This is a genomic window from Senegalia sp. (in: firmicutes) (assembly GCF_052088025.1).
In the GTDB taxonomy this organism is placed as follows: domain Bacteria; phylum Bacillota; class Clostridia; order Tissierellales; family SIT17; genus Anaeromonas.
Genome location: NZ_JBQCYD010000035.1, coordinates 1 through 23,950 on the forward strand (window position 1 = coordinate 1; position 23,950 = coordinate 23,950).

A 23,950-nucleotide genomic window follows, 5' to 3' on the forward strand; every position below is an offset into this window, starting at 1 on the left:
TCCTTTCTTGTGGATAACACAGATATTTTTAAAAATCACATTCTGCAACTATCTACTTAATATATTAGGTATACCCATTTTTTTCATACTTTAATAATACCATATTAATAAAAAAAAGTAGCAAACTTTTTAAAGCTGCTACTCTTTTTGTTCTATACCATAGCTTTTTCTAATTTGTTTAAATGTTTAATTGGAAAATTTTGAAGTAATTCTTTAAATTGTTCTACTGTCAATCCCTTAGTAGTAGTATAAATTTGTATTTTTTTATTTAAATCAGCTTTATTAAACTCTGCCTTTAATTCACTAAAATCTTTTGCCAAAATATTCACTCCTTTTATTTTTATTTGATAATATATGATTTAGTTTTATCATAATTTTAAAAAATATTCTTATATACTTTATTTAACTATAATATATGATTTGTTTATTTGTTAATTTAAAAGGTATAATAATTATAGTATTAACTAAAATTTATAAGGAGCGATTATAATGATAAAAAATATCAGTATTGAATATTGCACATCATGAGGTTATTTATCTAAGGCTGTAAGCCTTTCTCAAGATTTACTTGAAAATCATAAAAATAATATAAAAAATCTATCTTTGATACCTTCAAAGGGTGGAGTTTTTGAAGTTACAATAAATCATAGATTAGTTTTTTCCAAGAAAAATTTAAATAGGTTTCCAAATGAAAATGAAATTGAAGACCTTGTAGAAGAAGAAAATATATAGGATAAAATTATTTAATAATAATTTCATCTATTAAATTATCATAAGCAATGGGAAGTTTTATTTGATATTTACCATATTGTATCTTTCCTGTTGCTTGTCTTAATTTTAATCTATCTAAAAAGCTATCCTTATTATCTATTATTTTAGATTCATATAAATTATCTATTATTGTATCTAATGATTCACCTTTTTCTATTGTGAATTCTATTTCTCTTTCTTTTTTTTCTTCCATTTCTTTATTTTCACTATTTTCATTATCCTTAACATCTTCTTTTTTTATATTTTCTTTATTTTTTTCTTCTTGCCTTTGTTCTTTAAGCATTATCTCAGTATACCTTTCTATAATCTGAGAATCACTATATTCTTCATTTTTCACTATAGGATTATAATAAAATATAGCTACTGAGATTATAATTCCTATACCTATTCCTAATAATAATATAGCTAAATTCCAAAAATTTATTTTTTTCATTTATACCACCTCTTTTCTATCTATCTTTTTAATTATACTAAAAATATCTACTAATTTAAATGTTTGATTTATAATTTTTAATGGTATATGCTTTATAATAGTATTTTTTATTGGAGGTATATAAAATGAATGAAAAAAAAGAAAATAGAATGGGAACAGAGCCTATTGCTTCTTTATTATTTAAACTATCTGTCCCATCTATAATATCTATGGCTATTCAGGCTTTATATAATGTTGTCGATAGCATATATATTGGTAATTATGATCCAGCAGCACTTACAGGTCTTTCAATCGCATTTCCCATACAGATGATTTTAATTGCAATAGCTGTAGGAACTGGAGTAGGTACTAGTTCATTAATTTCAAGAGAGCTTGGAAGTGGAAATAAAAGAAAAGCTTCTAATGCAGCAGAACATGTAATGCTTTTATCTCTAGTGTATGGAATAATACTAGCTATATTAGGAGCATTATTTGCAAGAAACATTATATCTATGTTTACGGATAATGTAGAAATTATAGGTTATGGTACACGTTATATTAGAATAATTCTTTTAGGATCAGCTGCACTATTTGTTCCCATGATAGCAAATAATATATTACGTGGTGAAGGAAATACTTTTATTCCAATGGTTTCAATGTTAATTGGATCACTTATAAATATTGTTTTAGACCCATTTATAATATTTGGTATTGGACCCTTTCCTGAATGGGGTATAGAAGGAGCTGCAATAGCTACTGTATTTTCAAGATTCTTAAGCGGAATATTTATAGTCTTTATGATTTTCAATTCTAATAATGAAATTAAAGTTAATTTTAAAAAGTTTAAATTTAATTTTGATATAATCAAAGATGTATATAAAGTAGGTTTTCCTGCTATGGTTATGCAATTTTTAGCTTCATTTATGATAGGTGGTTTAAATATAATAGTTGGTAGTTACAATGAAACTGCTATAGCAGCTCTTGGAATTTATTTTAGATTGCAATCTTTTGTATTTATGCCTGTATTTGGTTTGAATCAAGGTTATATGCCTATTATAGGATATAATTATGGTCATAATCAACCTGAAAGAATGAAAAAAACAATTAAATATGGATTTTTAGTTTCTTTTGTTATTACTACATTAGGATTTTTGTTGTTTCAATTCTTCCCTACACAATTAATAAACTTATTTGTATCAAGTTCTGATAATAATGAAGAACTAATAGATATAGGAACTAAAGCTCTTAAAACAATAAGTATTGCATTTCCTATTATAGGTCCTGCTATAGTTGGTTCTACTACATTTCAAGCAATTGGAAAAGGAATACCTTCTTTAACCTTATCATTTTTAAGGCAGATAGTTCTACTTTTACCTATTGCTTATTTTCTTGGTAAATTAGGAAATCTAAATACCATTTGGTATTCATTCCCTATATCAGAACTTATTTCTGGAATAATACTTGTATTTTGGCTAAGAAAATCATTAAGAAATATATTTGATGATATGGCAAAAATCAATTAAGACATAATAAAAAGACCCCTAGGGGTCTTTTTTATCTTCTTGAATAGTACTCAATTATTAATTGTTCATCTACTTCAACTGGAATATCTTCTCTTTTAGGTTCTCTTTCAAGCCTTGCAGTCATATTTTCTTTATTTCTATCTATATAATCTAATGTAAAAGATGGATTTTCAAAGTTTTCTTTATATATATCTATATTTTGTGATTTTTCTCTTAATGATATAGTATCTCCTACTTCTACAGAAAATGATGGTATATCAACTTTTTTTCCATTCACTAGCATATGTCCATGTGTAACCATTTGTCTAGCCTGTCTTATAGAACTACCAAATCCCATTCTATATACCATATTATCTAATCTTTTTTCAAGCATTTCTATTAGAATTTCACCTGCTATTCCTTCAGATTTCATTGATTTATCTACATACTTTTTCTTAAATTGTTTTTCCATAACGTTATAATATGATCTCAGTTTTTGTTTTTCTAATAATTGTATACCATAGTTTGAAAGCTTCTTATCTGATCTTGCTGTACCTCTCTGCGCTCTTTTCATTGCTTTTGGATGACCAGTAACATTTACTCCTAGTCTTCTACTAAGTTTAAAACGTGGTCCCATCATTTTTCCCATTTACATTACCTCCGTATTTTAGAATATACTTTGCCGCGGTATACTTTACTTACGAATAGCCAATAACTATTATAACATAAATTAAAATAGTTGTAAATGATAATATTTATCATTTACAACTATTTTATGATTATAATTTATATTTTCCTACTACTAAATAGTTTATTCCATTTTTATTTTGTAATTTAGACTCACTAAACTCCCAACTACCTTTATACCCTATACTTTTTGCCATCTCTTCAAAATAATACATCATTATACCTGCATCTGTTAAATTGTTTTTATCTTCTGGGTCAATTATCGCTAAATCAGCACTATCATTTTTAAGTATAAACCTCCAAGGCTGTTCATTTTTATCTGAAGGCGCATATCTTATATAATAAAAGAGTTCATCTAAGCCTCTTTTATCAAGATCCTCCTGAGACATCTTATTTCCAAATTCATTCTCAAAAACTATATCACTAACTGCTAATCTACTGCTAGTAGATTTTTCAACAAAATATTTTTTTTCCTTAAAGGGTCTTATAGTGTTTAAATATCCTACATCTTCATTTTCTAATCCATCACTATTTGAAATCTCTGATAATCTATTTGGATTTTTAGGATAACCAACAGCAACTATGTAGTTTATATGTTTATTATCACCATTAAACAATATCTTCTTAGAATCATAAGGAGTATCCATTACATTTATCCAACAACTACCTAAATCCATTTGATAGATTTTTGTAAGTAGAGTTTCCATTGCATATGAAGACTTTAAGAAGGTTATATCATCTTCGTTATTTGTTTGAATACCAATATAATGAGGACTTTCAATCATAACACCAGCATAGCCTGCTACACCTTTAAGATTTTTATATATTTTTTTACCATCTTCATAAAATATAAAGCTTATATCTTCATTTCCATGACTATTTTCTATTTTTGATGAAAAATCCAATAACATATCCATCTTATCTTTTTCTATTATCATATCTTTATACTCTCTAGTAGATCTTCTGTCTTCTAAAAATTTTCTAAATAACATAATTAACTCCTCCTAATAATTTTAAATAATATAATTCTTTTATACCCTTATATCCATATTATAATCTTTAGCTATATTATTTAATAATATTCCTTTTTTTCTTATTCTTTGTTATAATAAATTATAATAACTTCATACAATATATTTTAAATACTAAAAAGGAGGTTTTTTTTATGAAAAATAAAAAACTTATTAAATTTTTATTATCTCCACTAGCACTAATTGCAATGTTTGTTGGTACAAATGCTGCAAGTTCAGCTTCATCATTTTTTATACATCAACCAAAATGTCCAGATGAATTACTTAAATAGAGGGATTAATCATTAATCCCTACCTTTTTTTCAATGAAGTTATTATGGGACTATTTGAAGCTTCAATTTATTTATATTTATTTTTATTTATAACAAATAAAAGATATTTAATTAAGGATAACAAATATATCAATATTTTATTCTTGATTTCTCATACTCTTTTTTCAACTTGGGCTACTTTATCATTTCCACCAGGATATCATACTATGTTAATATTATCATATGTGATTTTAAGTTTTACTTTAATAACAAATACTAGAGTTTCTTCATCTGTAGTTGTCACTACCTTTATATTTGCTTGTGCGATGATAAGTGAGCTTGTATTATTACCAATATTTTCAATTATAGCTAGTACTAATCTTGAAGCGTTACAAAAAGACCCACAAATCAAATTGTATTTTGGTATATTTGTTAGAAGTGTGCAAATACCCTTGCTTTTCATAATATCTAAAATAAAAAGTCCAAAAATCAAAGCTTTTTCTAAGAATTTTAATAACTCAGTTATAATGTATTCAGTACTTGGTGTGTTTTTAATGAGTTCCTTGATAATGAGTATACAATTTATGATATATCAACCTGATAAAATTTTCTTATATGAAGTCCTAATAACATTGATTTTTATAATATATACTATTATTGGATATTTAGATTATAAATATAAGGTCAATTTAATTAATATTCAAAAACAATATGAATTACAAGACAGTTATATTAAAAATTTAGAATCATTAATAAATATAATAAGACGAGAAAAACATGATTTTTCCAATCATATTAGTACAATATATGCACTATGCGCCATTAATAAACCTAATACAGTAGAAAGAATTAATGATTATTTAAAAAATATTACTAACGAACTTAATAGTTTATACGATACCTTTAATACTGGGAATGACTATATCGATGGGCTCTTAGTCGTTAAAAGTAATTATGCATATGAAAACAATATTTTATTTGATGTGAATTTTGAATATATGCTAACTAATATAAAGGTTGATAATGTAGATCTAATAAGTATTATAAGTAATGTGTTGGATAATGCTTTTGAAGCTATTACGCTATCTGAAAAATCAATTCAAAGACCTATAGTATCGCTATGGTCATATGTTGAAAATACTAAATATATAATTTCTATTTCAAATAATGGTCCTCAAATCAAAAATGAAAATTTAGAGAAAATCTTTAAAGATGGTTTTTCTACAAAGAGAAAAAATAGTAATGATCATGGTTTTGGTTTATATATAGTTAATAAAATGGTAGAAAAAAACGAAGGTGAAATTACAGCTTATAGCAATGAATCAGAAACAGAATTTCAAATAATATTTAATCTTGTAGGTGAAAAAAATGAATTATATAGCAAGAGTATCTAATACTTTATCAAACTCTATAATAAATTCAGGCGATTTTCAAACACTTGAAAAACTTAAAATTAGATATGGAATTGAATGTATTGTAAGTGAATTATCTAAATTTATAATTTATCTTCTTATTTTTAGTTTATTTTCACTAACTAATGAATTTATAATAGCAACTTTGTTTTTTAGTTTGTTTAGAATTTATTCAGGTGGATTTCACCAAGATACTTATTTAAAATGCTTGATAACTTCTTTTCTCATTTTACTTATAGTCATAAAGTTGCCTGTTTTAATTCACTTTAGTTTAGAAATTAAATTTATATTACTCACTATAACCTATATATTAACTTTTATATACAGTCCAGTAGATAATCATAATAAAAGAATTAAGTCTATGAAGCAAAGAAAAAAAATAAAAAGTTTTTCTATAATTATATTGATAGTAATAAATTTCATATCTTTATTTTTAAATCCTGAACTTTCTAATATTTCTATTTCTGCACTTTTTATTCAATCAATTACTCTACCCATAGGTAAAATACATCAAGAAAACCTTTGATGTATTTTTTATTTGTAATAATTAATTTATAAGATGTTTAATTTAACTTTATTAGGATATAAAATAAGGGTAATCGTTTGTATACAATATTCTAAAAAACAATATAATAATTAATTATAAAAGGAGTGTGACTTATGAAGTATAATATTTTGATAGGTGGTTCAGCTGGACAAGGTATGGACACAGTTAGTTCTTTACTAGAGAAACTCTTACAAAGAAAAGGATATTATGTTTTTTCTAATAAAGATTATATGTCTAGAGTTCGTGGTGGTCATAATTTCATTCAAATCAGATTTGGCGATGAACCAATTTATTCTTATGATAATGAATTGGATATTATTATGGGATTTGACCAAAATTCAGTAGATTTCCATTTGAAAAATTTAAAAGAAAATGGAGTATTTTTATGTGATGAAAAAATCAAATTAGAAGATGATAGAAAAATAGAAATTCCAATGCTAAAAATTGCAAAAGAAATAGGAGAATCAAGAGTTTTTGGTACTGTAGGCATGGGAGCTATATTAAAATTATTATCTTTAGATAATTCTAAATGTGATGAACTGTTTAATGAAACATGGAATGAAAAAATAGCCAAATTTAATACAGAAGCTTTTGAAAAAGGATATGAATATGTTGATTCTAAGTATGAAATAAAAGAAGGAAATGCCAAAAATAAAATTTTAATAAATGGAAATCAATCTATAGCTCTTGGCGCAATAGCAGGAGGTCTTAGTTTTTATGGAGCTTATCCTATGACACCTTCTACAAGTATAATGACCTATCTTTCAACAAAGCAAAATGAAGCAGGACTTGTTGTAGAGCAAGCTGAGGATGAGATTGCTGCTATCAATATGGCAATAGGAGCGTCTTTTACTGGAGTTCGTGCAATGACTGGTACATCTGGTGGAGGTTTTTCTCTTATGACTGAAGCACTTGGACTTGCTGGAATCACTGAAACTCCATTAGTTGCAATTAATGTTCAAAGACCAGGACCTGCTACAGGACTTCCTACTAGAACTGAACAAAGTGATTTAAGTTTCATACTAACAGCTTCCCATGGTGAAATTCCTAGAATGGTATTATCAGTTAAAAATCCAGAAGATGCTTTCTATCAGACAGCTCGTGCATTAAATATAGCAGATAAATATCAAATGTTAGTTATAATATTAAATGATCAATTTTTAGCTGATGCTAATCAAACAATAGATGAATTTGATTTTGATAAAATTACTATTAAAAGACACATAGCAAGTGAAAAAGATATTGATAAAGATAACTATAAAAGATATGAATTAACTGAAAATGGAATTTCCAAAAGAATAATTCCTGGTCAAATAGAAGGTATTACAGTTCTTGCTGATAGTGATGAACATGATGAATATGGTCATATTACAGAAGAAAGTGATGTTCGTATATCTCAAATGCAAAAACGTATGAAAAGAATGGAATTACTTGAAAGCGAACTTATAGAGCCTGATTACTATGGAAAAGATAATCCTGATACATTACTTATAGGATGGGGTTCCATGCAAGGTGGATTAAGAGAAGCTATAGAATTACTTGAAAAGGATGGAGAAAGTATTGGAGCATTAGTACTTGGTGATATCTATCCCCTTCCAACAAAGAAACTTAAAGAGTATAGTAAAAATGCAAAAAATATAGTAAATGTAGAACAAAATTATACAGGTCAATTAGCAAGATTTATAAGAAGTGAAACTGGAATACATTGTAATAAATCTATTTTAAAATATGATGGTAGACAATTATATGCAAAAGAAATTGCACAAAGAATTAAAGAGGAGGTATTATAAATGGCTACAGATATAAAATTGTTCGATTCAAATGATGAAAATGCATGGTGCCCAGGTTGTGGTAACTTTGGTATATTAAACTCACTTAAAAAAGCTTTTTCAGAGGCAAATTTAAAACCTCATCAAATACTTCTATGCTCTGGAATTGGTCAAGCTGCTAAAACTCCTCATTATATTAATACTAATGGTTTTAATGGACTTCATGGTAGATCACTTCCACCAGCACTTGGAGCTAATGTAGCAAATAAAGATCTTAAAATAGTTGTTACATCAGGAGATGGAGATACTTATGGTGAAGGAGGAAATCACTTCATCCATAATATTAGAAGAAATTTAGATATAACTCATTTAGTACATGATAATCAAATATATGGACTTACTAAGGGTCAAGGTTCCCCTACTACAGCTAAAGGTCAAGTAACATCTATGCAGTTAGATGGAGTACGTGTAGATGCTTTTCAGCCTCTTACTACAGCTTTAACTATGGGAGCAACCTTTGTAGCTAGAAGTTTTTCTGGAGATGTTGAACATTTATCTTCTTTAATACAAAAAGCAATGGAACATAGAGGTTATGCTCTTATTGATATCTTACAACCTTGTGTCACTTTTAATAAGGTCAATACATTTAAATGGTATAAAGATAGGATATATAAACTTGATGAAAATTATGATACTAGTAATAAAGAAGAAGCATATAAGAAAACTAATGAATGGGGAGATGATGGAATTCCTTTAGGTATTATTTATCAAAATAAAGAAGAAACTTCATTTACTGATAGAATACCTCATTTAAGAGATGGAAAACCTTTAGTAGATAGAGAATGGAATCCTCAGGATGCTAAGAAATTTATGAAAGACTTTAAATAAAATCAAATTAAAATAGAAGGCCTAGGCCTTCTATTTTAATTTGATGCTTTTACTTCTGTCCATAGTTTATCATATACTTTTAAAAATTCACCTGGATCTAAAAACACTTCACTTTTTTCCACTTCTTCTTCTGTAGGATATGCAACCTTACTCTCTTGTAACTCTTTAGGCAATTCTTCCTTTGCTTTTTCATTAGGAGTAGAATAACCTATATACTCGGTGTTTTTAAGTGCAATATCTTTTCTTGACATAAAATCTATGAATTCTTCTGCAAGTTCTTTGTTTTCTGAAGTTTTAGGTATTACCATATTATCATACCAAAGATTAGATCCTTCTTTTGGTACTACATATTCTAAATTTTCATTTTCTTCCATTAGATATATTGCATCTCCAGACCACTGAACAGATAATGCTGCTTCTTCTCTGACCATCATATCTTTGCCCTCATCACCTACATATGCGAGAACTAAATCTTTTTGATTTATAAGTTCTTCTTTTGCCTCTTCTAATTCCTTTTCATCTGTAGTATTTAAAGAATAACCTAGTTTTTTAAGTGCAACAGCAAAAGAGTCTCTTTGACTATCTATCATTAGGATTTCTCCCTCATACTTTTCATCCCATAAAATATCCCAACTATTTACTTCTTCATCTACCATCTCTTTATTGTATAGTATTCCTACAGTTCCCCACATATATGGTACTGAATATTTATTATTAGGATCAAAATCCAGATTTTTGAACCTATCACTTATATTTGAATAATTTTTTATATTATCAGTATCTATTTTATATAGTAAATCTTCTTTTATCATTTTTTCAATCATATAATCAGATGGAAAAGCTACATCATAACTAGTACCACCTTGTTTTATCTTTACATACATCTCTTCATTTGTAGGAAAGGTTTCATATATTACATCTACATTGTATTCATCTTCAAATTCATCTAAAACAGATTCATCTATATAATCTCCCCAATTATAAACATGTAATTCTTCCTTTTCTTCCCCACAAGCAGATAAAAAAGAGATACTTAATAATACTATTAAAAAAAATATTTTTTTCATTTATTTACACCCTTTCATTTGTTTTTTTTGAAGATCTTTTATTTATTATTAACATCAGTATTAAAACAGTTAGAAACATAAGAGTAGATAATGCATTTATTTTAGGGTCTATTCCCCTTCTTGCCATAGAATATATTGTAATCGACAAATTACTCACCCCAGAACCCGTAGTAAAGAAACTTATAACAAAATCATCTATGGAAAGTGTAAATGCTATTAATGCTCCTGTAACTATCCCTGGTGATATTTCAGGTAATATAACTTTTCTAAAAGCATAAAAAGGTGTAGCTCCTAAATCCATTGCTGCTTCTGAAATATCTTTGGGTAATTGCTTTAATTTAGGTAAGACAGCTAATATAACATAAGGAATATTAAAGGTTATATGAGCAAGTAAAAGTGTCATAAATCCAAGTTTAACCCTTACAAATATAAATAATGTCATAAGTGCAATACCAGTAACTATATCAGGATTTAAAACAGGTAAATAATTTATATTTAAAATAATTTTTTTTCTTAGACTTTTCATATTATAAATTCCTATAGCTGATAATGTTCCAATTATAGTAGAAATTAAAGAAGAAAGTAAGGCTATAGTTATTGTATAATAAAGTGATTTCATTATCTCTCTGCTTTTAAATAACTCTTTGTACCAATTAAATGTAAAGCCATCCCATGAACCTTGAAGTCTTGAATCATTAAATGAAAATACGATTAAAACTACTATAGGTGCATAGAGAAATAAAAATATTAAAAACACATATATCTTTTGAAATGTTTTTTCTACCATAACCCTGTTCCTCCTTCTTCTTTGTCTTCATATTTAGAAAGAATTGCCATGGCAAATAATATTATAACCATAAGAACTAAAGCTATTGTAGAACCAAAGTGCCAATCATTTATTCTTAAGAATTGCTCTTCTACTAAATTTCCAATTAACCAGTATTGTCCTCCTCCTAATAGCTTTGAGATTACAAATGTGCTTACTGCAGGCATAAATACCATTGTTATTCCAGAAAAAACACCAGGTAAACTTAAAGGAAATATTATTTTAAAAAATACTTTAAGTTTATTTGCTCCCAAATCTTCTGCTGCCTCTAATATATTCTTATCAATTTTTATTAATACAGTATATATAGGGAGAATCATAAATGGCAAAAAATTATAAACCATACCAAGTATAACAGCTCCATCATTATATAATAAATTTAATATAGGTAATCCAATGCTAGATAAAAAATTATTTATAATACCCTTCTTACCAAGTATGGTCATCCAAGCATAAGTCCTAAGTAGAAAATTCATCCACATAGGTATGATAACTAGTAAAATATACATATTTCTCTTTTTTATAGGTGCTTTAGATAGTATATAAGAAAAAGGATATCCAATTACAAAACATATTATAGTAGATATTATAGCTAATAGAATAGATCTCCATAGTACTTTTAAATAAATAGGTTCTAAAAATCTATTGAAATTATCTAATGAAAACTTTAACCCAAATATCTGAGAGCTATCTTCTATAGTAACTCCATACAATAGGATAAGGAGTAAAGGTAATACTATAAAAACAATACTCCATAATATATAAGGATAAGATGCTAATTTTTTCATTATAAATTCTCCTTATGCATTACATGTATATCTTCAGGACCAAAAAATATCCCCACATTTGAATCAATATCCTTTTTAATTGTACTATGCACTAACCATTTCCTCTTATTTTCTTCTACTATCATTTCATAGTGTACGCCCTTAAATATAGTCGATGTAACTTTTCCCATAAGTTTTGTTTCATCTTTAGATGTTAGTTTTATATCCTCAGGTCGCACTACTATATCTACAGGCTCATTTTTTTCAAATCCTTTATCAACACATTCAAATACCTTATCAGCAAATTCCACAAGATAATCTTTTTTCATAACTCCATTAATGATATTACTTTCCCCAACAAACTTTGCAACAAATTTGTTTTTTGGTTCATTATATATATCAACAGGACTTCCTTTTTGCTGAATTTCCCCTTCATTCATCACTATTATAGTATCAGACATAGTGAGCGCTTCTTCTTGATCATGTGTTACATATATAAAAGTAATTCCTACTTCTTTTTGCATGTTTTTGAGTTCTAGTTGCATTTCTTGTCTCAATTTTAAATCTAGTGCTCCAAGTGGTTCATCTAATAGTAAAACTTCAGGTTCATTTACAAGAGCTCTTGCAATAGCTATTCTTTGTTGTTGGCCCCCACTTAATGAAGAAATTTCTCTTTGTTCATAACCTTCAAGTCCTACTAATTTCAACATCTTTTTAACCTTTTTGTTTATTAGGTCATTTGATAGTTTTTTGATTTTTAATCCAAAGGCTATGTTTTCAAAGATATTCATATGTGGAAACAGTGCATATTTTTGAAATACCGTATTTATTTTTCTCTTATATGGTGGTAGATCATTTATTTTTTCATCATTAAAATATACATTACCATAAGTAGCCTCTTCAAAGCCTCCTATTATTCTAAGTGTAGTAGTTTTACCACATCCACTTGGTCCTAATAAAGTTAAGAATTCATTTTGTTTTATTTTTAAATTAATATTTTTAAGTACTTGTGTTTCACCATAAGATTTCTTTAAATTTTCTAATTTAATGATGTCTCTTTCCATATTATACCTCCCTTAAAAATTTGGTGGAGTTGATATCCAGAGTATTTTAGCCTTGTTTTTTCCAGCATTAATTATAGAATGTTCTACATTTGCTTTATAGTAAAAACTCTCACCTTTTTTTGCCCTATGTTTTTTACCACTTAATACAATAAATACACTTCCCTTTAGTACATAACCTAATTCTTCACCCTCGTGAGGATGATCATCTCTATACTTACTTCCTTCTTCTAAAGTGAGTAGTATAGGCTCCATTTTATTTTTTTGGGCATTAGGTACTATCCATTCAATCTCATATTTATATTCATCATCTTTTTTTATAAACATATCTTCTTTTGAAAATACAATTTTTTCATTTTCAATTTCAGTAAAAAATTCTTTTAAATTTGTTCCTAAACTTTCTAATATATCTGTAAAAGTAGCAATAGAAGGCGAAGTTAAATCTCTTTCAATTTGAGAAATAAAACCTTTTGAAAGCTCACATCTATCTGCTAATTCCTCTTGAGTCAAAGAATTTTCCATTCTTAATTCTTTAATTTTCTTTCCAATATTCAAAAATTACCACCTCCAAGTACCTTTTTACTAAACTTAAAGTTTATTAATACTAAACTTTATCAATACATATTATACTTGCTATAATAATCAATGTCAACAACATTTTACCTTTTATTGTTATTTATATAATTCAATTATTTCTATTAATTTGTTTACTTATAGGTATATGAGGTACAATAATATAGTAAGGTTTTAAAGGAGGTGTTTTCATGGATGATAGAAAAAAAGGAATAATACTTATATTGCTTTCTGCATTATTTTTTGCATCAATGGCAGCAACTGTTAAGTTTTTAGATAGAATTCCTGTAGTGGAAAAAATATTTTTCAGAAATTTTCTTGGTCTTTTAGTAGCTACTTATTTGATAAAGAAAAACAAGAAGAAGGTACTTGGTAACAATAAACGCTTGTTAATATTAAGAAGTATTTTTGGTCTTTTAGGTGTCGCAGCATACTTTTATGCATTATCTAATCTACCTCTAGCAGATACAGTTATATTGAATAAGATATCTCCATTTTTTGTTCTAATTTTAGCTGCAATATTTTTAGGCGAAAAAATAAAAAAACTTCAATTTATATCATTAATACTAGCTATTTTAGGTGCTGGATTCGTAGTTAAACCAGAATTTGATGTATCAATAATTCCTTATATAATAGCATTACTTTCTGCATTCTTTGCAGGAAGTGCATATACAATAATTAGACATCTAAGACATACTGATTCATCAGAAACTATTGTTTTTTATTTCACATTTATTTCAACAGTAGCAATGATACCTTTCATGCTAGCTGGGCAATTTGTAGTTCCTACCTTAATAGAAGCTATAGGCTTTTTAGGTCTTGGTATATTTGCAACAGCCGCACAGTTTTTAATGACAAATGCATATAGATTTGCACCTGCAGGAGAACTTGCAATATATACTTATACCAATATAGTTTTTTCTACAATAATAGGTATTATTATTTGGAGTGAAATACCAGATATATTAAGTATTATAGGTGGTATTTTAATTATATTAGCTGGTTTCATAAATTATTATTCCAATAAAAAAAAGGCTTAAATTTAAGCCTTTTTTATCTTATACCTATCTTTGTTATTTTCATTTCATCTATTGCATTGTTTATCAAGTCTTCTACATTTAATGCTTCTTCAGATCTTTCTATGTTTTTTAATATAGGACTTGTTACTGGATGTTTTGGTAAGAAAACTGAACAACAATCCTCAAAAGGTAATATTGAAGTTTCAAAGGTTTCAATATCTTCTGCTATCTCTATAATTTCTGATTTATTAAATCCTACTAGAGGTCTTAATATAGGTAAGTCTACAGATGAATTAGTAACATTTAAAGCTTTCATAGTTTGACTTGCTACCTGTCCTAAATTTTCGCCTGTAATAAGACAATCTATATAATTTTTATTTGCTATTCTTTCTGCTATTCTAGTCATAAATCTTCTTGATATTATAGTCATTTCTTCTTCAGGACAATTTTTATTTATAGCTTTTTGTATATTTAAAATATTAATACTATATAATTTAATTTCTCCAGTATACATAGAAATAATCTTTGCTAAATCTTTGATCTTTTCCTCTGCTCTCTCACTTGTAAATGGGTAGCTATGGAAATGTACTGCTTGGATAAGAACTCCTCTTTTAGCTATCATAAATCCAGCTACAGGGCTATCTATACCTCCAGATAAAAGTAATAATCCCTTTCCATTAGTTCCTATAGGTAATCCACCATATCCATATACTTTTTCAGTATAAATATAAGTATTTTCTCTTATATCTACATATATATATAAATCTGGTTTATGAAGGTCTACTTTTAAGTCTTTTGCATTTTCTAATACATATCCTCCTACATCTCTTGAAACTTCCATGGAATTCATAGGAAATTTTTTATCAGCTCTTTTACAAACTATTCTAAATGATTTTATATCTCTATTTCTTCTTTCATCTTCTAATGCCTCTAAAGCCATTTTTCTTATATCATCTATGTTTTTTTCTATTCTATATGCTGGAGCTAAATATACTAATCCAAAAACTTTTTTAACTCTATTTATTATTCTTTCAATATTATCTTCATTTACTTCTATATATATTTTACCTAGTTCTCTATATACTTTAGGGTTTCCTAAATCTTTAGTTGCAATTCTTATTTTACCTAATAACTTATTTTCAAAGAAATTTCTTTTTCCCTTTTTAAGAGCTGCTTCTCCTATACTTACACTTATTACATTTTTCATTTTTTCACCTCATCATAATATCTCGTATTTCTTCTATTCTTAATTTTAATCTTTCTATTACATAATCTATTTGTTCTTTTGTGTTGTAAATACTAAAACTGAATCTTATAGCAGATTCAATTTCTAATCCATTTAAATTCATAGCTTTTAATACATGACTTGATCTGTCATTTTTAGAAGAACAAGCAGATCCAGTAGATACATAAATATTATCATTTTCTAAAAAATGAAGTAAAACTTCACCTCTTGTATTTAAAAATGAAATATTTACAATATGTGGAGCAGCCTTTTCATTTAATAAAGAATTAATTTTAATATTACTTATATTTTCTTTTATTTTATCAACAAAATAGTATTTCAATTCTCTTATATTATTATTTTCTTCTTTATCATTATCGATTAGTTTTTCTATGGATTTATACAAACCAATTATACCAGGAGTATTTTCAGTTCCAGATCTAATACCTTTTTCTTGATTACCACCAAATAAAATAGGCTTTATATTTAAACCTTCTCTTATATAAAGTCCTCCTATTCCTTTAGGTCCATAAATTTTATGTCCACTAAAAGAAAAACTATCTATACCTAATTTTTTGATATTAAAATCTATTTTTCCTAAAGCTTGTATGCCATCCACATGGAGTAAGGTTTTTAATTTTTTTTTATTAATAATCTTTTTTATTTCATCTATTGGTTGAATAGAACCTACTTCATTATTTGCCATCATAATTGATATAAGGATTGTATCTTCATTTAAAAATTCTTCTAACTGATTTATATTTATAATTCCATATTCATCAACATCTAAATAAGTAATATCAAATCCTTTCATTTCATAATCCTTTAATATATTTAATACTGATGGATGTTCAATTTTTGAACTTATTATATGCCTACCTTTATTTTTATTAGCCTCAATAATACCTTGAATTGCGATATTATTACTTTCAGTTCCTCCTGATGTAAAAAATAATTCACTTGATTTAATCTTTAAATAATTAGATATCACATCTCTACTTTTTTTAATCTTTTTTTCTACATTAAGTCCCATCCTATGAAGAGAAGAAGGATTAGCATAATCTTGACTTAACATTAAATTCATTTCTTTTATTACACCTTCTCTAGGCTTTGTTGTTGCACTATTATCTAAATAAACAAACATCTTTTCACCTCTATTAATATCCTAATTTTTCATCAATTATTAAAATTTCTATATCTGATTTCATAGGAGCTTTTTCTAATACAACAGTTATATTACACATTCTATCATCAGAATTACAATTACTACATTTTCCTGTATATCTACATGGAGTATTTAATTTTAACCTTTTGGCATTTTTAGGACAACTTATAGTTTTAATTCTGTTTATAGCTTCTTCATTATTTTCCACTATCTTATTTATACCTGCTAATATATATATCTTATCATGACCATAAAATATAGAACTAACCCTATTTCCTACTCCATCTATATTAATTAATTTTCCTTCACTTGTTATAGCATTAGAACTTGATAAATATATAGAAGCAATCTGAGCCTTTTTAAAAGTTTCACTTTTATCTTTATTATCAACTAGCCAATGCCAATATAGTTTATTTCCCCTATTAATTAATTCTTCATGTAAATTAGAATCAAATATTGTCATAGAACCACCTATACCAATATCTTTCTTTTCATCTATTTCATTTAATAGATATTTTTTAGCATCATTAATACCATCAAAATATTCTGTTTTAAATCCATTGTCTTTTAAGTTTTTTATTGTTAAAGCAACTAAATCTTTCATTTAAACCCCTCCATAGCAATATATCTTAATATATTATATCATATTAAGATATATTGCTATAATAGTTTATATTTTTTTAAACTTTTTTTAAAAAACTCTTGCGAAATTTGTCGTAATTTGCTATAATTATAATTGGTTATCCCCCTGGTAACCTCAAATTAAATCTCTATTCCCAATACCCTTTTTAAATGGTTAAAGGAAATAAAAAATGACCCCCGTTGGGTCATTTTTTATTTCCTTTAATTTTTTTTAATATTTTATATATATATTAAAAGTAATTTATCTGTTAAAATGATTATAGTAAGGAGGTTTAATATGAAAAAAATTGCTATTATATTTAATGGTGGAACAATTTCTATGAAGGTAGACCCAAGGATAAATGCTGCTATACCTGCTCTAAGTAGTGAAGAAATAATGTCTATGGTCACAAATATAGAAAAATATGCAGAAATAGAGACATTTAACTTTTCAACATTGCCAGGTCCTCATGTATCCCCAAAAATAATGTTGAAATTATCAAATTATATAAAAGATATATTAAAAAGAGAAGATATTGATGGGGTAATTGTTACTCATGGTACTGATACATTAGAAGAAACTGCTTTTTTCTTAGAATTAAATATCAAATCAGTAAAACCTATAATTGTAGTAGGTGCTATGAGAAATGGTTCTGAATTAGGCTACGATGGTCCAAGTAACTTATCTGCTGGGATTTGTACTGCTATCTCTGAAGAATCAAAGGGTAAAGGAGTACTTGTAGTAATGAATAATGAAGTAAATGCAGCTACAGAAGTTACTAAAACCAATACTCTATCTCTTAATACCTTTAAATCTTCAGAGTTTGGTCCATTAGGCATAGTTGATAATGATGAAGTAATATATTATAGAGAAAAAAAGACTCATGACCATATATTAGATATAGAAAAACTTGAGTCACGAGTTGGTCTAATTAAATGTGTTGCTGGAATGGGCTCAGATATAATTAATTTTTACATAGATTCTGGATATAAAGGTATAGTTATAGAAGCCATGGGTAGAGGCAATGTTCCTCCAGATATGCTAGATGGAATAAAAAGAGCTGCAGATAAAAAAATACCTTTAATTATAGTTTCAAGATGTCCTACTGGAAGAGTACTAGATACTTACGGGTATTTAGGTGCAGGTAGAATGCTTAGAGAGCTTGGAGCAATATTTGGCTTTAATCTTCCTGGACAAAAAGCTAGAATAAAATTAATATTAGCTTTAAGTATGACAAAGGATATAAATATAATAAAAAACATTTTTGAGAAAGATAGATTTAAATAGGGTAATTACCCTATTTAAATCTATCTTGAATTAAATATAGATCCTCTTCTCCTTCTAGTTAAAAACTCTTCTATCTCATTGATTCTATTTTCTAGTTCTTTATAATTATTTTCTATCTTTTCAAATCTCTCATTAAGTTGTTCATAAGTATCATTTTCTTTTATATTTGATTGTAAAATTTTAGTTATCAATTTTTTATTTTCTTTTATTTCGCTTTTAAACTTATCTAATTCATCATCTTCGTATTCTTTGTAATATTTTTCTGGTTTTACATATTCCATATCATCATCATCCTTTAATTTTTTTTTTAGAGGAATTTTTTCTGCATCTGAAATATCACCAAATCCTATAAATGATATATCAGGAAAAGTCCCAAATGCATAATTAAATTTATAACTATTATTTTTTATATTTGAATAGTAAGCATATCTTAATATATTTTCACCCTTTACTTTCCTCCATAAATAGGGTCCTTCGAAATTATCTTTATTCTTTCTTTTTACAGAACTCATTATATTCTGATATTCATACCAACAAGTCCATATATCACCATTATTATTTATAATAGTAGGATATATAGCATTAGATAAATTTGATAATATAGCTCTTGACTCAACTTGAGCATGTTTATTATTTAAATTCACATAGTCAAAAACTATTTTAAAGTTTTCTTCTTGCTTTACTGAATAAGTCATAGATAATGTTTTATTGTTTAAAAGTAGAGAATCCAAATAGTATTTTTCATTTTTTTCTTTATTTAATATTATTTCTTTTTCTAATTTATTATTTTCTAAATCAAAATACCTCATGACTATATTATTATAATGATTTTTTAAATCTATATACAATATAATTATTCCTTTATTATAAGGTATTACATTATATGAGTTCAGTATACCTTTTGTCTTTATAGTAAATAATTTATTTTTAATTAAATCTTTATTATATATTGATGTATGAATAAAATCATAATCATTACTACCGCTATTTTTCACATAAAAAACATGAAAATTATTATAATCTTTAATTATATATGGTTCATATATCTTGTATTTTTCCTCACTAGGTAAAATTAAAGAATTCCATATTCCATTAGAATATGTATTAAAATAAATTTCATTATTATCTAATTTTTGATAAATCATATAGATTTTATTATTCTTATCTATTGTAGCAAAAAAATGTTCGTTACAGTTTTTTGCTATTGTATTTTGCTTAGAATTGGATAGTATCTTGTCATATCTTATAAATTCTATATTATTATCCTTATATAAAATATGATAAATATTACCGAAAGTATCAGTTAATAAATATGATGAGTTTTTTAATAAAGACATTTTTCCCCTCCTTTTAATTTTAAAGTAATTCCTCTATATAATACTATTTATTATATTATTAAATTATTACCTTATAATTTGTAACCATATATAGATTTTTAGAATACATTAAAGTAGAAACAATAATTATAATATAATATTAATTTGAGGAGGAAAAAATAATGAAACGAAAAGATAATAATGATCTTTTAGATTTAACTCAGCCAGAACAATGTTGTGAAGCTACTACGGGGTGTAGTTTTGATGGCTCTTTAAGAAATGTAGTTTCAGAACCAATTTATGTTCAAAAGGTATATGATGCGGCTTTATTTAATTTACAAGGATTACGTACAATAGCTAATCAACCATTTGCTCCAAAACTTCCTGCTGGTTCAAGAATTTTACGTGTTGTAGATTTAAGATGTAGAAAGTTCTTTAATCCAGAAGATATCAATTGCCCTGACAATTTAAAAATTAATCCTACTACAGAAATATCAGGTGCTAGTTTTGTTAAAGATAATGGGTGCGATGTTAAGGTCGTAGGTCCAGATGGAATGGAAAGTCAAAAACTAATATATGCTGATACATCAGATTGTGATAAAGAGAATAAAGGAACACCTATATTTGGTACACAAAATATAGATATCACAGGTAATGTAGTAGTAGAAATTGATGTTATTTATGTAGATGATTGTAGTAAAAGATGTAAAGCTACTCTTTCAGCAAATGTAAACTTAGATCCACTTACTCTAACTAATTTCTTTGAATTATGCTTACCTTCAGTATTTGATGGAGCATTCTTACCAAGATTTGCAGAATTCTGTAATTTATCTTGTGAAACAAGACTTGCAACTCAGAGTATTACAAGAGATTTAACTGTATCTCCTAGTGGTAGAGTTAGAGCTAATTTAATTATCTCATTATGTGTAACTTGTGAGAAGAAAATAATCGTTCCAGTTCAACTTTGTGTATTATCTACTGGTTTCCCACAATTATCAGCAGAAATAGCACCAATATGTGAGACATTCCCATCTCTATTCCCTAAACAAATAGATGAAAGTACTCACAAAAAGCCTCATAGACCATGTATATTAAGTGAAGAGGAAGAAGAAAACGAATAAATAAACAAATAAAAATTAGAACTCAAATTTGAGTTCTAATTTTTATTTATAATGTTATAAATTTCATTCATAATATACTTGATTTCTTGCTTGTCATTGTTAAATTCTATACTAGCTTTTAAATAATCAAAAAATTCATCTGAACTATTAAATGGATCTTCTAATAAAGAAAGTATTTTTTTCATTCTAATTTTACGATTTACATTATCCATATTTTTAATGTTTCTATCTATAAAATCAATAAAGTTTTCTATTAGTTTATCTAAATAGTTCTCTTTTATAATTTCATCATTATTAAGTAATATTTCTTCTTTTTCAATATAATAATCATTTAAATAAACTAATACTTTCTCAGTTTTTTGATATATATCTTTTAAATCACCTTCAATTTCTATATTTTTTTCTATTATTTCCTTTGTATCCTCTTGATATCTTTTAGTCACATCTACTAATTTTTCTTCAATTAATTTATTTTCATCTAAAATTCTATTATAATCATATTTAGACACTTTATTTAAAAATCTCTTTATATCTTCTTTGTCTTTTTCATTCATATCTTGAAATAAAATACTGATTATTATAAATTTATTTATTGTTAAACCTAGTTCTCTAAGTAAATCTAATAGTCTTTCAATATCTTTTATATCCTTGTTTGAATCCATAAATACTTTATCTAAATCTTCATATGAAGATTTTTTATAATTGAATTCTTTATACCTTTGAGTTTCAATAAAATAATTACTAAATGAATTCACATATTCCCATTCAAGAGTGCCATTAAAAATGCTCTTATATCTTTTAAATAAGTCCTCAGCTTTTTCCTTATTAGTATTTTCAAAGCTTTTTTGCAAAGATTTTTTTAACATGAAATAGTACTTATTTTTAGTCATTTTCATAGGAATGATCCATATTATTTGAGAAACTTTTTGGTTAATATATTTTTCATCTTCCATTAAAAAATCATAAACTTTTTTATAAAATTCTTCAAAATTAACCGGTATATTCTCTTTAAATTTTTCTCTTGATAAAATATCATAATAAATATTATTATAATAAGATATTTCAGTTAAATATCTTGATAAATCTATTAAATTATTATGTATATCATTTCTTATACCTTTATAATAGTTTATATCTGTTTTTTTAGTGTTTAAAAAATCACTATTCATATTGTTTATATTTTTAAATACTTCATTTTTAATATTATTAATTTTAAAGCTTTCATCTTCTAATTTACTTAATATATTATTTATATGTTTATTATTATCTTTCATTTCTTCTTCTCTAATTATTATATCTAAAATAGATAATTTTAAAATACCTTTATTTTGTTCATTTGAAGAGTCTATCATATTTTTTATAGTTTGATTTTTATTCATTTTTCCACCTCTATATCTATATTAACATTTATTTTTTAAAAATTCATCCTTTAATCTATGAAATATTTTTTAAAATAATTTTACTATGATCTTTAAATGACTTATAATATAAGAAGAATAGGAGGATATAACATGGAAATTATCTCATCTGAACTAACAAATATTATAAAATTACCTAGAGATATTAGTAAAATAATTAAAAACAAAAAATATTGCTTTTTTGATATTGAAACTACAGGATTTAGCAGATTTAAAAGCAAAGTTATGCTTATAGGAATTCTTTTTCCTACGCCTAATGGATCAAAAATAATTCAATTCTTTGCTAACAATTTAAATAATGAAAAAGAATTATTAATAAAATTTATATCTTTTATCAATAATTTTGATTTTTTGATTTCTTTTAATGGTGATACCTTTGATATACCGTTTTTAAATAGTAGACTTAAATTTAATTCTATAGACTATGTTCTTTCAAAAGATAATAATATTGATTTGCTAAAAGTTGTAAGAAAAAATAAAAATATTCTTGATTTAAATAATTGCAAATTAAAAACAGTTGAACAAAAATTAGGGATAAATAGAAAAGATATGATAGATGGAAAAGAAAGTATTGATTTGTATTATAAATACACAAAAACTAAAGATAATGCACTTAAAAGTACTATATTAGGCCATAATTATGATGATATTTATTACTTACCCAAATTGTTAAATATATATGATTTAATTGAATCTAAATCATATGTTTATTATTCATATCTTATAGATAATAAAGAAATTAAATTTGATATGGACATTAGAGAAATAAAGTTAAAAGAAGAAAAATTAAATATAAAAGGTAGATCAAATACTATAAATATAAATAAGCAAATATATTATAAGGATAATTATTCTTTTAATTGGGATAGTAGCTCTGGTTTATATAGTTTAGATATTGCTGTTGAGAGAGGAAAATTATCTAGTGGTAAATATTGTGATTATATAGATCAAAATAAATATGATTTGCACCTTAATATTAAAGATACAACTAATTATAATTTACCTGATAATCTTATAATTGTAAAGGATGATAAAAGATTAGTAAATAAAAATATAAAGAATATATTTAAATCATTTATTCATCAAATACTTAATAAACTATATATTGAATAAATACATTTAAAAAAAGCTTCTAAACATTACGTTTAGAAGCTTTTTCTTGGTGCCCAAAGGCGGAATCGAACCACCGACACGAGGATTTTCAGTCCTCTGC

At 25.8% G+C, this 23,950-nt stretch carries 24 protein-coding genes and 1 pseudogene; 11 read left to right on the forward strand and 14 right to left on the reverse strand.

Annotation, left to right across the window (positions count from 1 at the left end; translation table 11 throughout):
• Positions 1–152 precede the first annotated feature (152 nt).
• Entirely contained in the window at positions 153–320 is a 168-nt protein-coding gene (locus ACTHUW_RS09425) for a hypothetical protein (RefSeq protein WP_442210668.1), read from the reverse strand.
• Between the two features lie 220 nt (positions 321–540).
• On the opposite strand from ACTHUW_RS09425, the pseudogene ACTHUW_RS09430 reads away from it, so the two are divergent.
• Positions 541–732, forward strand: a pseudogene (locus ACTHUW_RS09430) (Rdx family protein); the annotation flags it as partial.
• A 7-nt stretch (positions 733–739) separates the two neighbouring features.
• On the opposite strand, the gene ACTHUW_RS09435 reads toward ACTHUW_RS09430, so the two are convergent.
• A complete protein-coding gene (locus tag ACTHUW_RS09435) occupies positions 740–1,204 on the reverse strand; it encodes a hypothetical protein (protein ID WP_442210670.1) in 465 nt (154 codons plus the stop codon).
• A gap of 125 nt (positions 1,205–1,329) precedes the next feature.
• Here ACTHUW_RS09435 and ACTHUW_RS09440 point away from each other — a divergent pair, with 125 nt between their 5' ends.
• Positions 1,330–2,706 (forward strand): MATE family efflux transporter, encoded by a 1,377-nt coding sequence (locus ACTHUW_RS09440; RefSeq protein ID WP_442198588.1) that lies wholly within the window; start codon positions 1,330–1,332, stop codon positions 2,704–2,706.
• 31 nt (positions 2,707–2,737) lie between these two features.
• Here the strand turns inward: ACTHUW_RS09440 and rpsD are convergent, their stop codons facing one another.
• Positions 2,738–3,334, reverse strand: a complete 597-nt coding sequence (gene rpsD, locus ACTHUW_RS09445; RefSeq protein ID WP_442210672.1) for a 30S ribosomal protein S4 — start codon at positions 3,332–3,334, stop codon at positions 2,738–2,740.
• A gap of 130 nt (positions 3,335–3,464) precedes the next feature.
• The gene (locus ACTHUW_RS09450) at positions 3,465–4,364 is read right to left on the reverse strand and encodes a nitroreductase family protein (RefSeq protein ID WP_442210673.1); all 900 of its coding nucleotides are present in this window, start codon (positions 4,362–4,364) and stop codon (positions 3,465–3,467) included.
• Between the two features lie 173 nt (positions 4,365–4,537).
• Between ACTHUW_RS09450 and ACTHUW_RS09455 the strand changes: the two genes are divergently transcribed.
• From ACTHUW_RS09455 to ACTHUW_RS09475, 5 genes are all read left to right on the forward strand, one after another.
• Positions 4,538–4,675 (forward strand): cyclic lactone autoinducer peptide, encoded by a 138-nt coding sequence (locus tag ACTHUW_RS09455; protein WP_442198591.1) that lies wholly within the window; start codon positions 4,538–4,540, stop codon positions 4,673–4,675.
• A gap of 44 nt (positions 4,676–4,719) precedes the next feature.
• Entirely contained in the window at positions 4,720–6,048 is a 1,329-nt protein-coding gene (locus tag ACTHUW_RS09460) for a sensor histidine kinase (RefSeq protein ID WP_442213133.1), read from the forward strand.
• Positions 6,023–6,592 carry an accessory gene regulator ArgB-like protein gene (locus tag ACTHUW_RS09465; RefSeq protein WP_442210677.1) on the forward strand — a complete coding sequence of 190 codons (570 nt, stop codon included), beginning with the start codon at positions 6,023–6,025 and terminating at the stop codon, positions 6,590–6,592. Before ACTHUW_RS09460 ends, ACTHUW_RS09465 begins: the two co-directional genes overlap by 26 nt.
• A gap of 134 nt (positions 6,593–6,726) precedes the next feature.
• Positions 6,727–8,403: a 2-oxoacid:acceptor oxidoreductase subunit alpha gene (locus tag ACTHUW_RS09470; RefSeq protein ID WP_442198269.1), complete on the forward strand. Its 1,677-nt coding sequence runs from the start codon at positions 6,727–6,729 to the stop codon at positions 8,401–8,403.
• Positions 8,404–9,270 (forward strand): thiamine pyrophosphate-dependent enzyme, encoded by an 867-nt coding sequence (locus ACTHUW_RS09475; protein ID WP_442210678.1) that lies wholly within the window; start codon positions 8,404–8,406, stop codon positions 9,268–9,270.
• A gap of 35 nt (positions 9,271–9,305) precedes the next feature.
• Here ACTHUW_RS09475 and ACTHUW_RS09480 read toward each other — a convergent pair whose 3' ends face one another.
• The 5 genes from ACTHUW_RS09480 to ACTHUW_RS09500 are packed head-to-tail and all read right to left on the reverse strand — an operon-like array spanning position 9,306 to position 13,546.
• Positions 9,306–10,337, reverse strand: coding sequence for an ABC transporter substrate-binding protein (locus ACTHUW_RS09480; RefSeq protein WP_442198271.1), 1,032 nt, complete (start codon positions 10,335–10,337; stop codon positions 9,306–9,308).
• 4 nt (positions 10,338–10,341) lie between these two features.
• Positions 10,342–11,124: an ABC transporter permease gene (locus tag ACTHUW_RS09485; RefSeq protein WP_442198272.1), complete on the reverse strand. Its 783-nt coding sequence runs from the start codon at positions 11,122–11,124 to the stop codon at positions 10,342–10,344.
• Positions 11,118–11,951, reverse strand: a complete 834-nt coding sequence (locus ACTHUW_RS09490) for an ABC transporter permease (RefSeq protein ID WP_442198273.1) — start codon at positions 11,949–11,951, stop codon at positions 11,118–11,120. The genes ACTHUW_RS09485 and ACTHUW_RS09490 overlap by 7 nt, the downstream gene beginning before the upstream one ends.
• Positions 11,951–12,994: a spermidine/putrescine ABC transporter ATP-binding protein gene (potA, locus tag ACTHUW_RS09495; RefSeq protein ID WP_442210680.1), complete on the reverse strand. Its 1,044-nt coding sequence runs from the start codon at positions 12,992–12,994 to the stop codon at positions 11,951–11,953. The genes ACTHUW_RS09490 and potA overlap by 1 nt, the downstream gene beginning before the upstream one ends.
• A gap of 12 nt (positions 12,995–13,006) precedes the next feature.
• Positions 13,007–13,546: a helix-turn-helix domain-containing protein gene (locus ACTHUW_RS09500; protein WP_442198275.1), complete on the reverse strand. Its 540-nt coding sequence runs from the start codon at positions 13,544–13,546 to the stop codon at positions 13,007–13,009.
• Between the two features lie 209 nt (positions 13,547–13,755).
• Here ACTHUW_RS09500 and ACTHUW_RS09505 point away from each other — a divergent pair, with 209 nt between their 5' ends.
• Complete coding sequence (locus ACTHUW_RS09505) at positions 13,756–14,604, forward strand: DMT family transporter (RefSeq protein ID WP_442210683.1); 849 nt, start codon at positions 13,756–13,758, stop codon at positions 14,602–14,604.
• A gap of 13 nt (positions 14,605–14,617) precedes the next feature.
• On the opposite strand, the gene thiI is transcribed toward ACTHUW_RS09505, so the two are convergent.
• The 3 genes from thiI to ACTHUW_RS09520 are packed head-to-tail and all read right to left on the reverse strand — an operon-like array spanning position 14,618 to position 17,577.
• Entirely contained in the window at positions 14,618–15,790 is a 1,173-nt protein-coding gene (gene thiI / locus ACTHUW_RS09510; protein ID WP_442199258.1) for a tRNA uracil 4-sulfurtransferase ThiI, read from the reverse strand.
• A 4-nt stretch (positions 15,791–15,794) separates the two neighbouring features.
• Positions 15,795–16,952, reverse strand: a complete 1,158-nt coding sequence (locus ACTHUW_RS09515; RefSeq protein WP_442210684.1) for a cysteine desulfurase family protein — start codon at positions 16,950–16,952, stop codon at positions 15,795–15,797.
• A gap of 13 nt (positions 16,953–16,965) precedes the next feature.
• Positions 16,966–17,577 (reverse strand): lactate utilization protein, encoded by a 612-nt coding sequence (locus tag ACTHUW_RS09520; RefSeq protein ID WP_442199260.1) that lies wholly within the window; start codon positions 17,575–17,577, stop codon positions 16,966–16,968.
• A gap of 315 nt (positions 17,578–17,892) precedes the next feature.
• On the opposite strand from ACTHUW_RS09520, the gene ACTHUW_RS09525 reads away from it, so the two are divergent.
• A complete protein-coding gene (locus ACTHUW_RS09525) occupies positions 17,893–18,882 on the forward strand; it encodes an asparaginase (RefSeq protein WP_442210686.1) in 990 nt (329 codons plus the stop codon).
• A 20-nt stretch (positions 18,883–18,902) separates the two neighbouring features.
• Here the strand turns inward: ACTHUW_RS09525 and ACTHUW_RS09530 are convergent, their stop codons facing one another.
• Positions 18,903–20,219, reverse strand: a complete 1,317-nt coding sequence (locus tag ACTHUW_RS09530) for a hypothetical protein (RefSeq protein WP_442213135.1) — start codon at positions 20,217–20,219, stop codon at positions 18,903–18,905.
• 161 nt (positions 20,220–20,380) lie between these two features.
• On the opposite strand from ACTHUW_RS09530, the gene ACTHUW_RS09535 reads away from it, so the two are divergent.
• Entirely contained in the window at positions 20,381–21,319 is a 939-nt protein-coding gene (locus ACTHUW_RS09535) for a hypothetical protein (RefSeq protein ID WP_442199263.1), read from the forward strand.
• 35 nt (positions 21,320–21,354) lie between these two features.
• Here the strand turns inward: ACTHUW_RS09535 and ACTHUW_RS09540 are convergent, their stop codons facing one another.
• A complete protein-coding gene (locus ACTHUW_RS09540) occupies positions 21,355–22,698 on the reverse strand; it encodes a hypothetical protein (protein ID WP_442199264.1) in 1,344 nt (447 codons plus the stop codon).
• 132 nt (positions 22,699–22,830) lie between these two features.
• Between ACTHUW_RS09540 and ACTHUW_RS09545 the strand changes: the two genes are divergently transcribed.
• Positions 22,831–23,850, forward strand: a complete 1,020-nt coding sequence (locus ACTHUW_RS09545; RefSeq protein WP_442199265.1) for a ribonuclease H-like domain-containing protein — start codon at positions 22,831–22,833, stop codon at positions 23,848–23,850.
• Positions 23,851–23,950 lie beyond the last annotated feature (100 nt).

Excerpts from the sequence above, each read along its gene's own strand:
- ACTHUW_RS09515 (WP_442210684.1), bottom strand. The coding sequence starts at position 16,952 with ATGTTTGTTTATTTAGATAATAGTGCAACAACAAAGCCTAGAGAAGGT.
- ACTHUW_RS09440 (WP_442198588.1), top strand. The coding sequence starts at position 1,330 with ATGAATGAAAAAAAAGAAAATAGAATGGGAACAGAGCCTATTGCTTCT.
- ACTHUW_RS09525 (WP_442210686.1), top strand. The coding sequence starts at position 17,893 with ATGAAAAAAATTGCTATTATATTTAATGGTGGAACAATTTCTATGAAG.
- ACTHUW_RS09470 (WP_442198269.1), top strand. The coding sequence starts at position 6,727 with ATGAAGTATAATATTTTGATAGGTGGTTCAGCTGGACAAGGTATGGAC.
- rpsD (WP_442210672.1), bottom strand. The coding sequence starts at position 3,334 with ATGGGAAAAATGATGGGACCACGTTTTAAACTTAGTAGAAGACTAGGA.
- ACTHUW_RS09480 (WP_442198271.1), bottom strand. The coding sequence starts at position 10,337 with ATGAAAAAAATATTTTTTTTAATAGTATTATTAAGTATCTCTTTTTTA.
- ACTHUW_RS09505 (WP_442210683.1), top strand. The coding sequence starts at position 13,756 with ATGGATGATAGAAAAAAAGGAATAATACTTATATTGCTTTCTGCATTA.
- ACTHUW_RS09545 (WP_442199265.1), top strand. The coding sequence starts at position 22,831 with ATGGAAATTATCTCATCTGAACTAACAAATATTATAAAATTACCTAGA.
- ACTHUW_RS09465 (WP_442210677.1), top strand. The coding sequence starts at position 6,023 with ATGAATTATATAGCAAGAGTATCTAATACTTTATCAAACTCTATAATA.
- ACTHUW_RS09535 (WP_442199263.1), top strand. The coding sequence starts at position 20,381 with ATGAAACGAAAAGATAATAATGATCTTTTAGATTTAACTCAGCCAGAA.
- ACTHUW_RS09530 (WP_442213135.1), bottom strand. The coding sequence starts at position 20,219 with ATGTCTTTATTAAAAAACTCATCATATTTATTAACTGATACTTTCGGT.
- ACTHUW_RS09450 (WP_442210673.1), bottom strand. The coding sequence starts at position 4,364 with ATGTTATTTAGAAAATTTTTAGAAGACAGAAGATCTACTAGAGAGTAT.
- ACTHUW_RS09435 (WP_442210670.1), bottom strand. The coding sequence starts at position 1,204 with ATGAAAAAAATAAATTTTTGGAATTTAGCTATATTATTATTAGGAATA.
- ACTHUW_RS09485 (WP_442198272.1), bottom strand. The coding sequence starts at position 11,124 with ATGGTAGAAAAAACATTTCAAAAGATATATGTGTTTTTAATATTTTTA.
- ACTHUW_RS09475 (WP_442210678.1), top strand. The coding sequence starts at position 8,404 with ATGGCTACAGATATAAAATTGTTCGATTCAAATGATGAAAATGCATGG.
- ACTHUW_RS09460 (WP_442213133.1), top strand. The coding sequence starts at position 4,720 with ATGGGACTATTTGAAGCTTCAATTTATTTATATTTATTTTTATTTATA.
- ACTHUW_RS09455 (WP_442198591.1), top strand. The coding sequence starts at position 4,538 with ATGAAAAATAAAAAACTTATTAAATTTTTATTATCTCCACTAGCACTA.
- ACTHUW_RS09520 (WP_442199260.1), bottom strand. The coding sequence starts at position 17,577 with ATGAAAGATTTAGTTGCTTTAACAATAAAAAACTTAAAAGACAATGGA.
- ACTHUW_RS09490 (WP_442198273.1), bottom strand. The coding sequence starts at position 11,951 with ATGAAAAAATTAGCATCTTATCCTTATATATTATGGAGTATTGTTTTT.
- potA (WP_442210680.1), bottom strand. The coding sequence starts at position 12,994 with ATGGAAAGAGACATCATTAAATTAGAAAATTTAAAGAAATCTTATGGT.
- ACTHUW_RS09540 (WP_442199264.1), bottom strand. The coding sequence starts at position 22,698 with ATGAATAAAAATCAAACTATAAAAAATATGATAGACTCTTCAAATGAA.
- thiI (WP_442199258.1), bottom strand. The coding sequence starts at position 15,790 with ATGAAAAATGTAATAAGTGTAAGTATAGGAGAAGCAGCTCTTAAAAAG.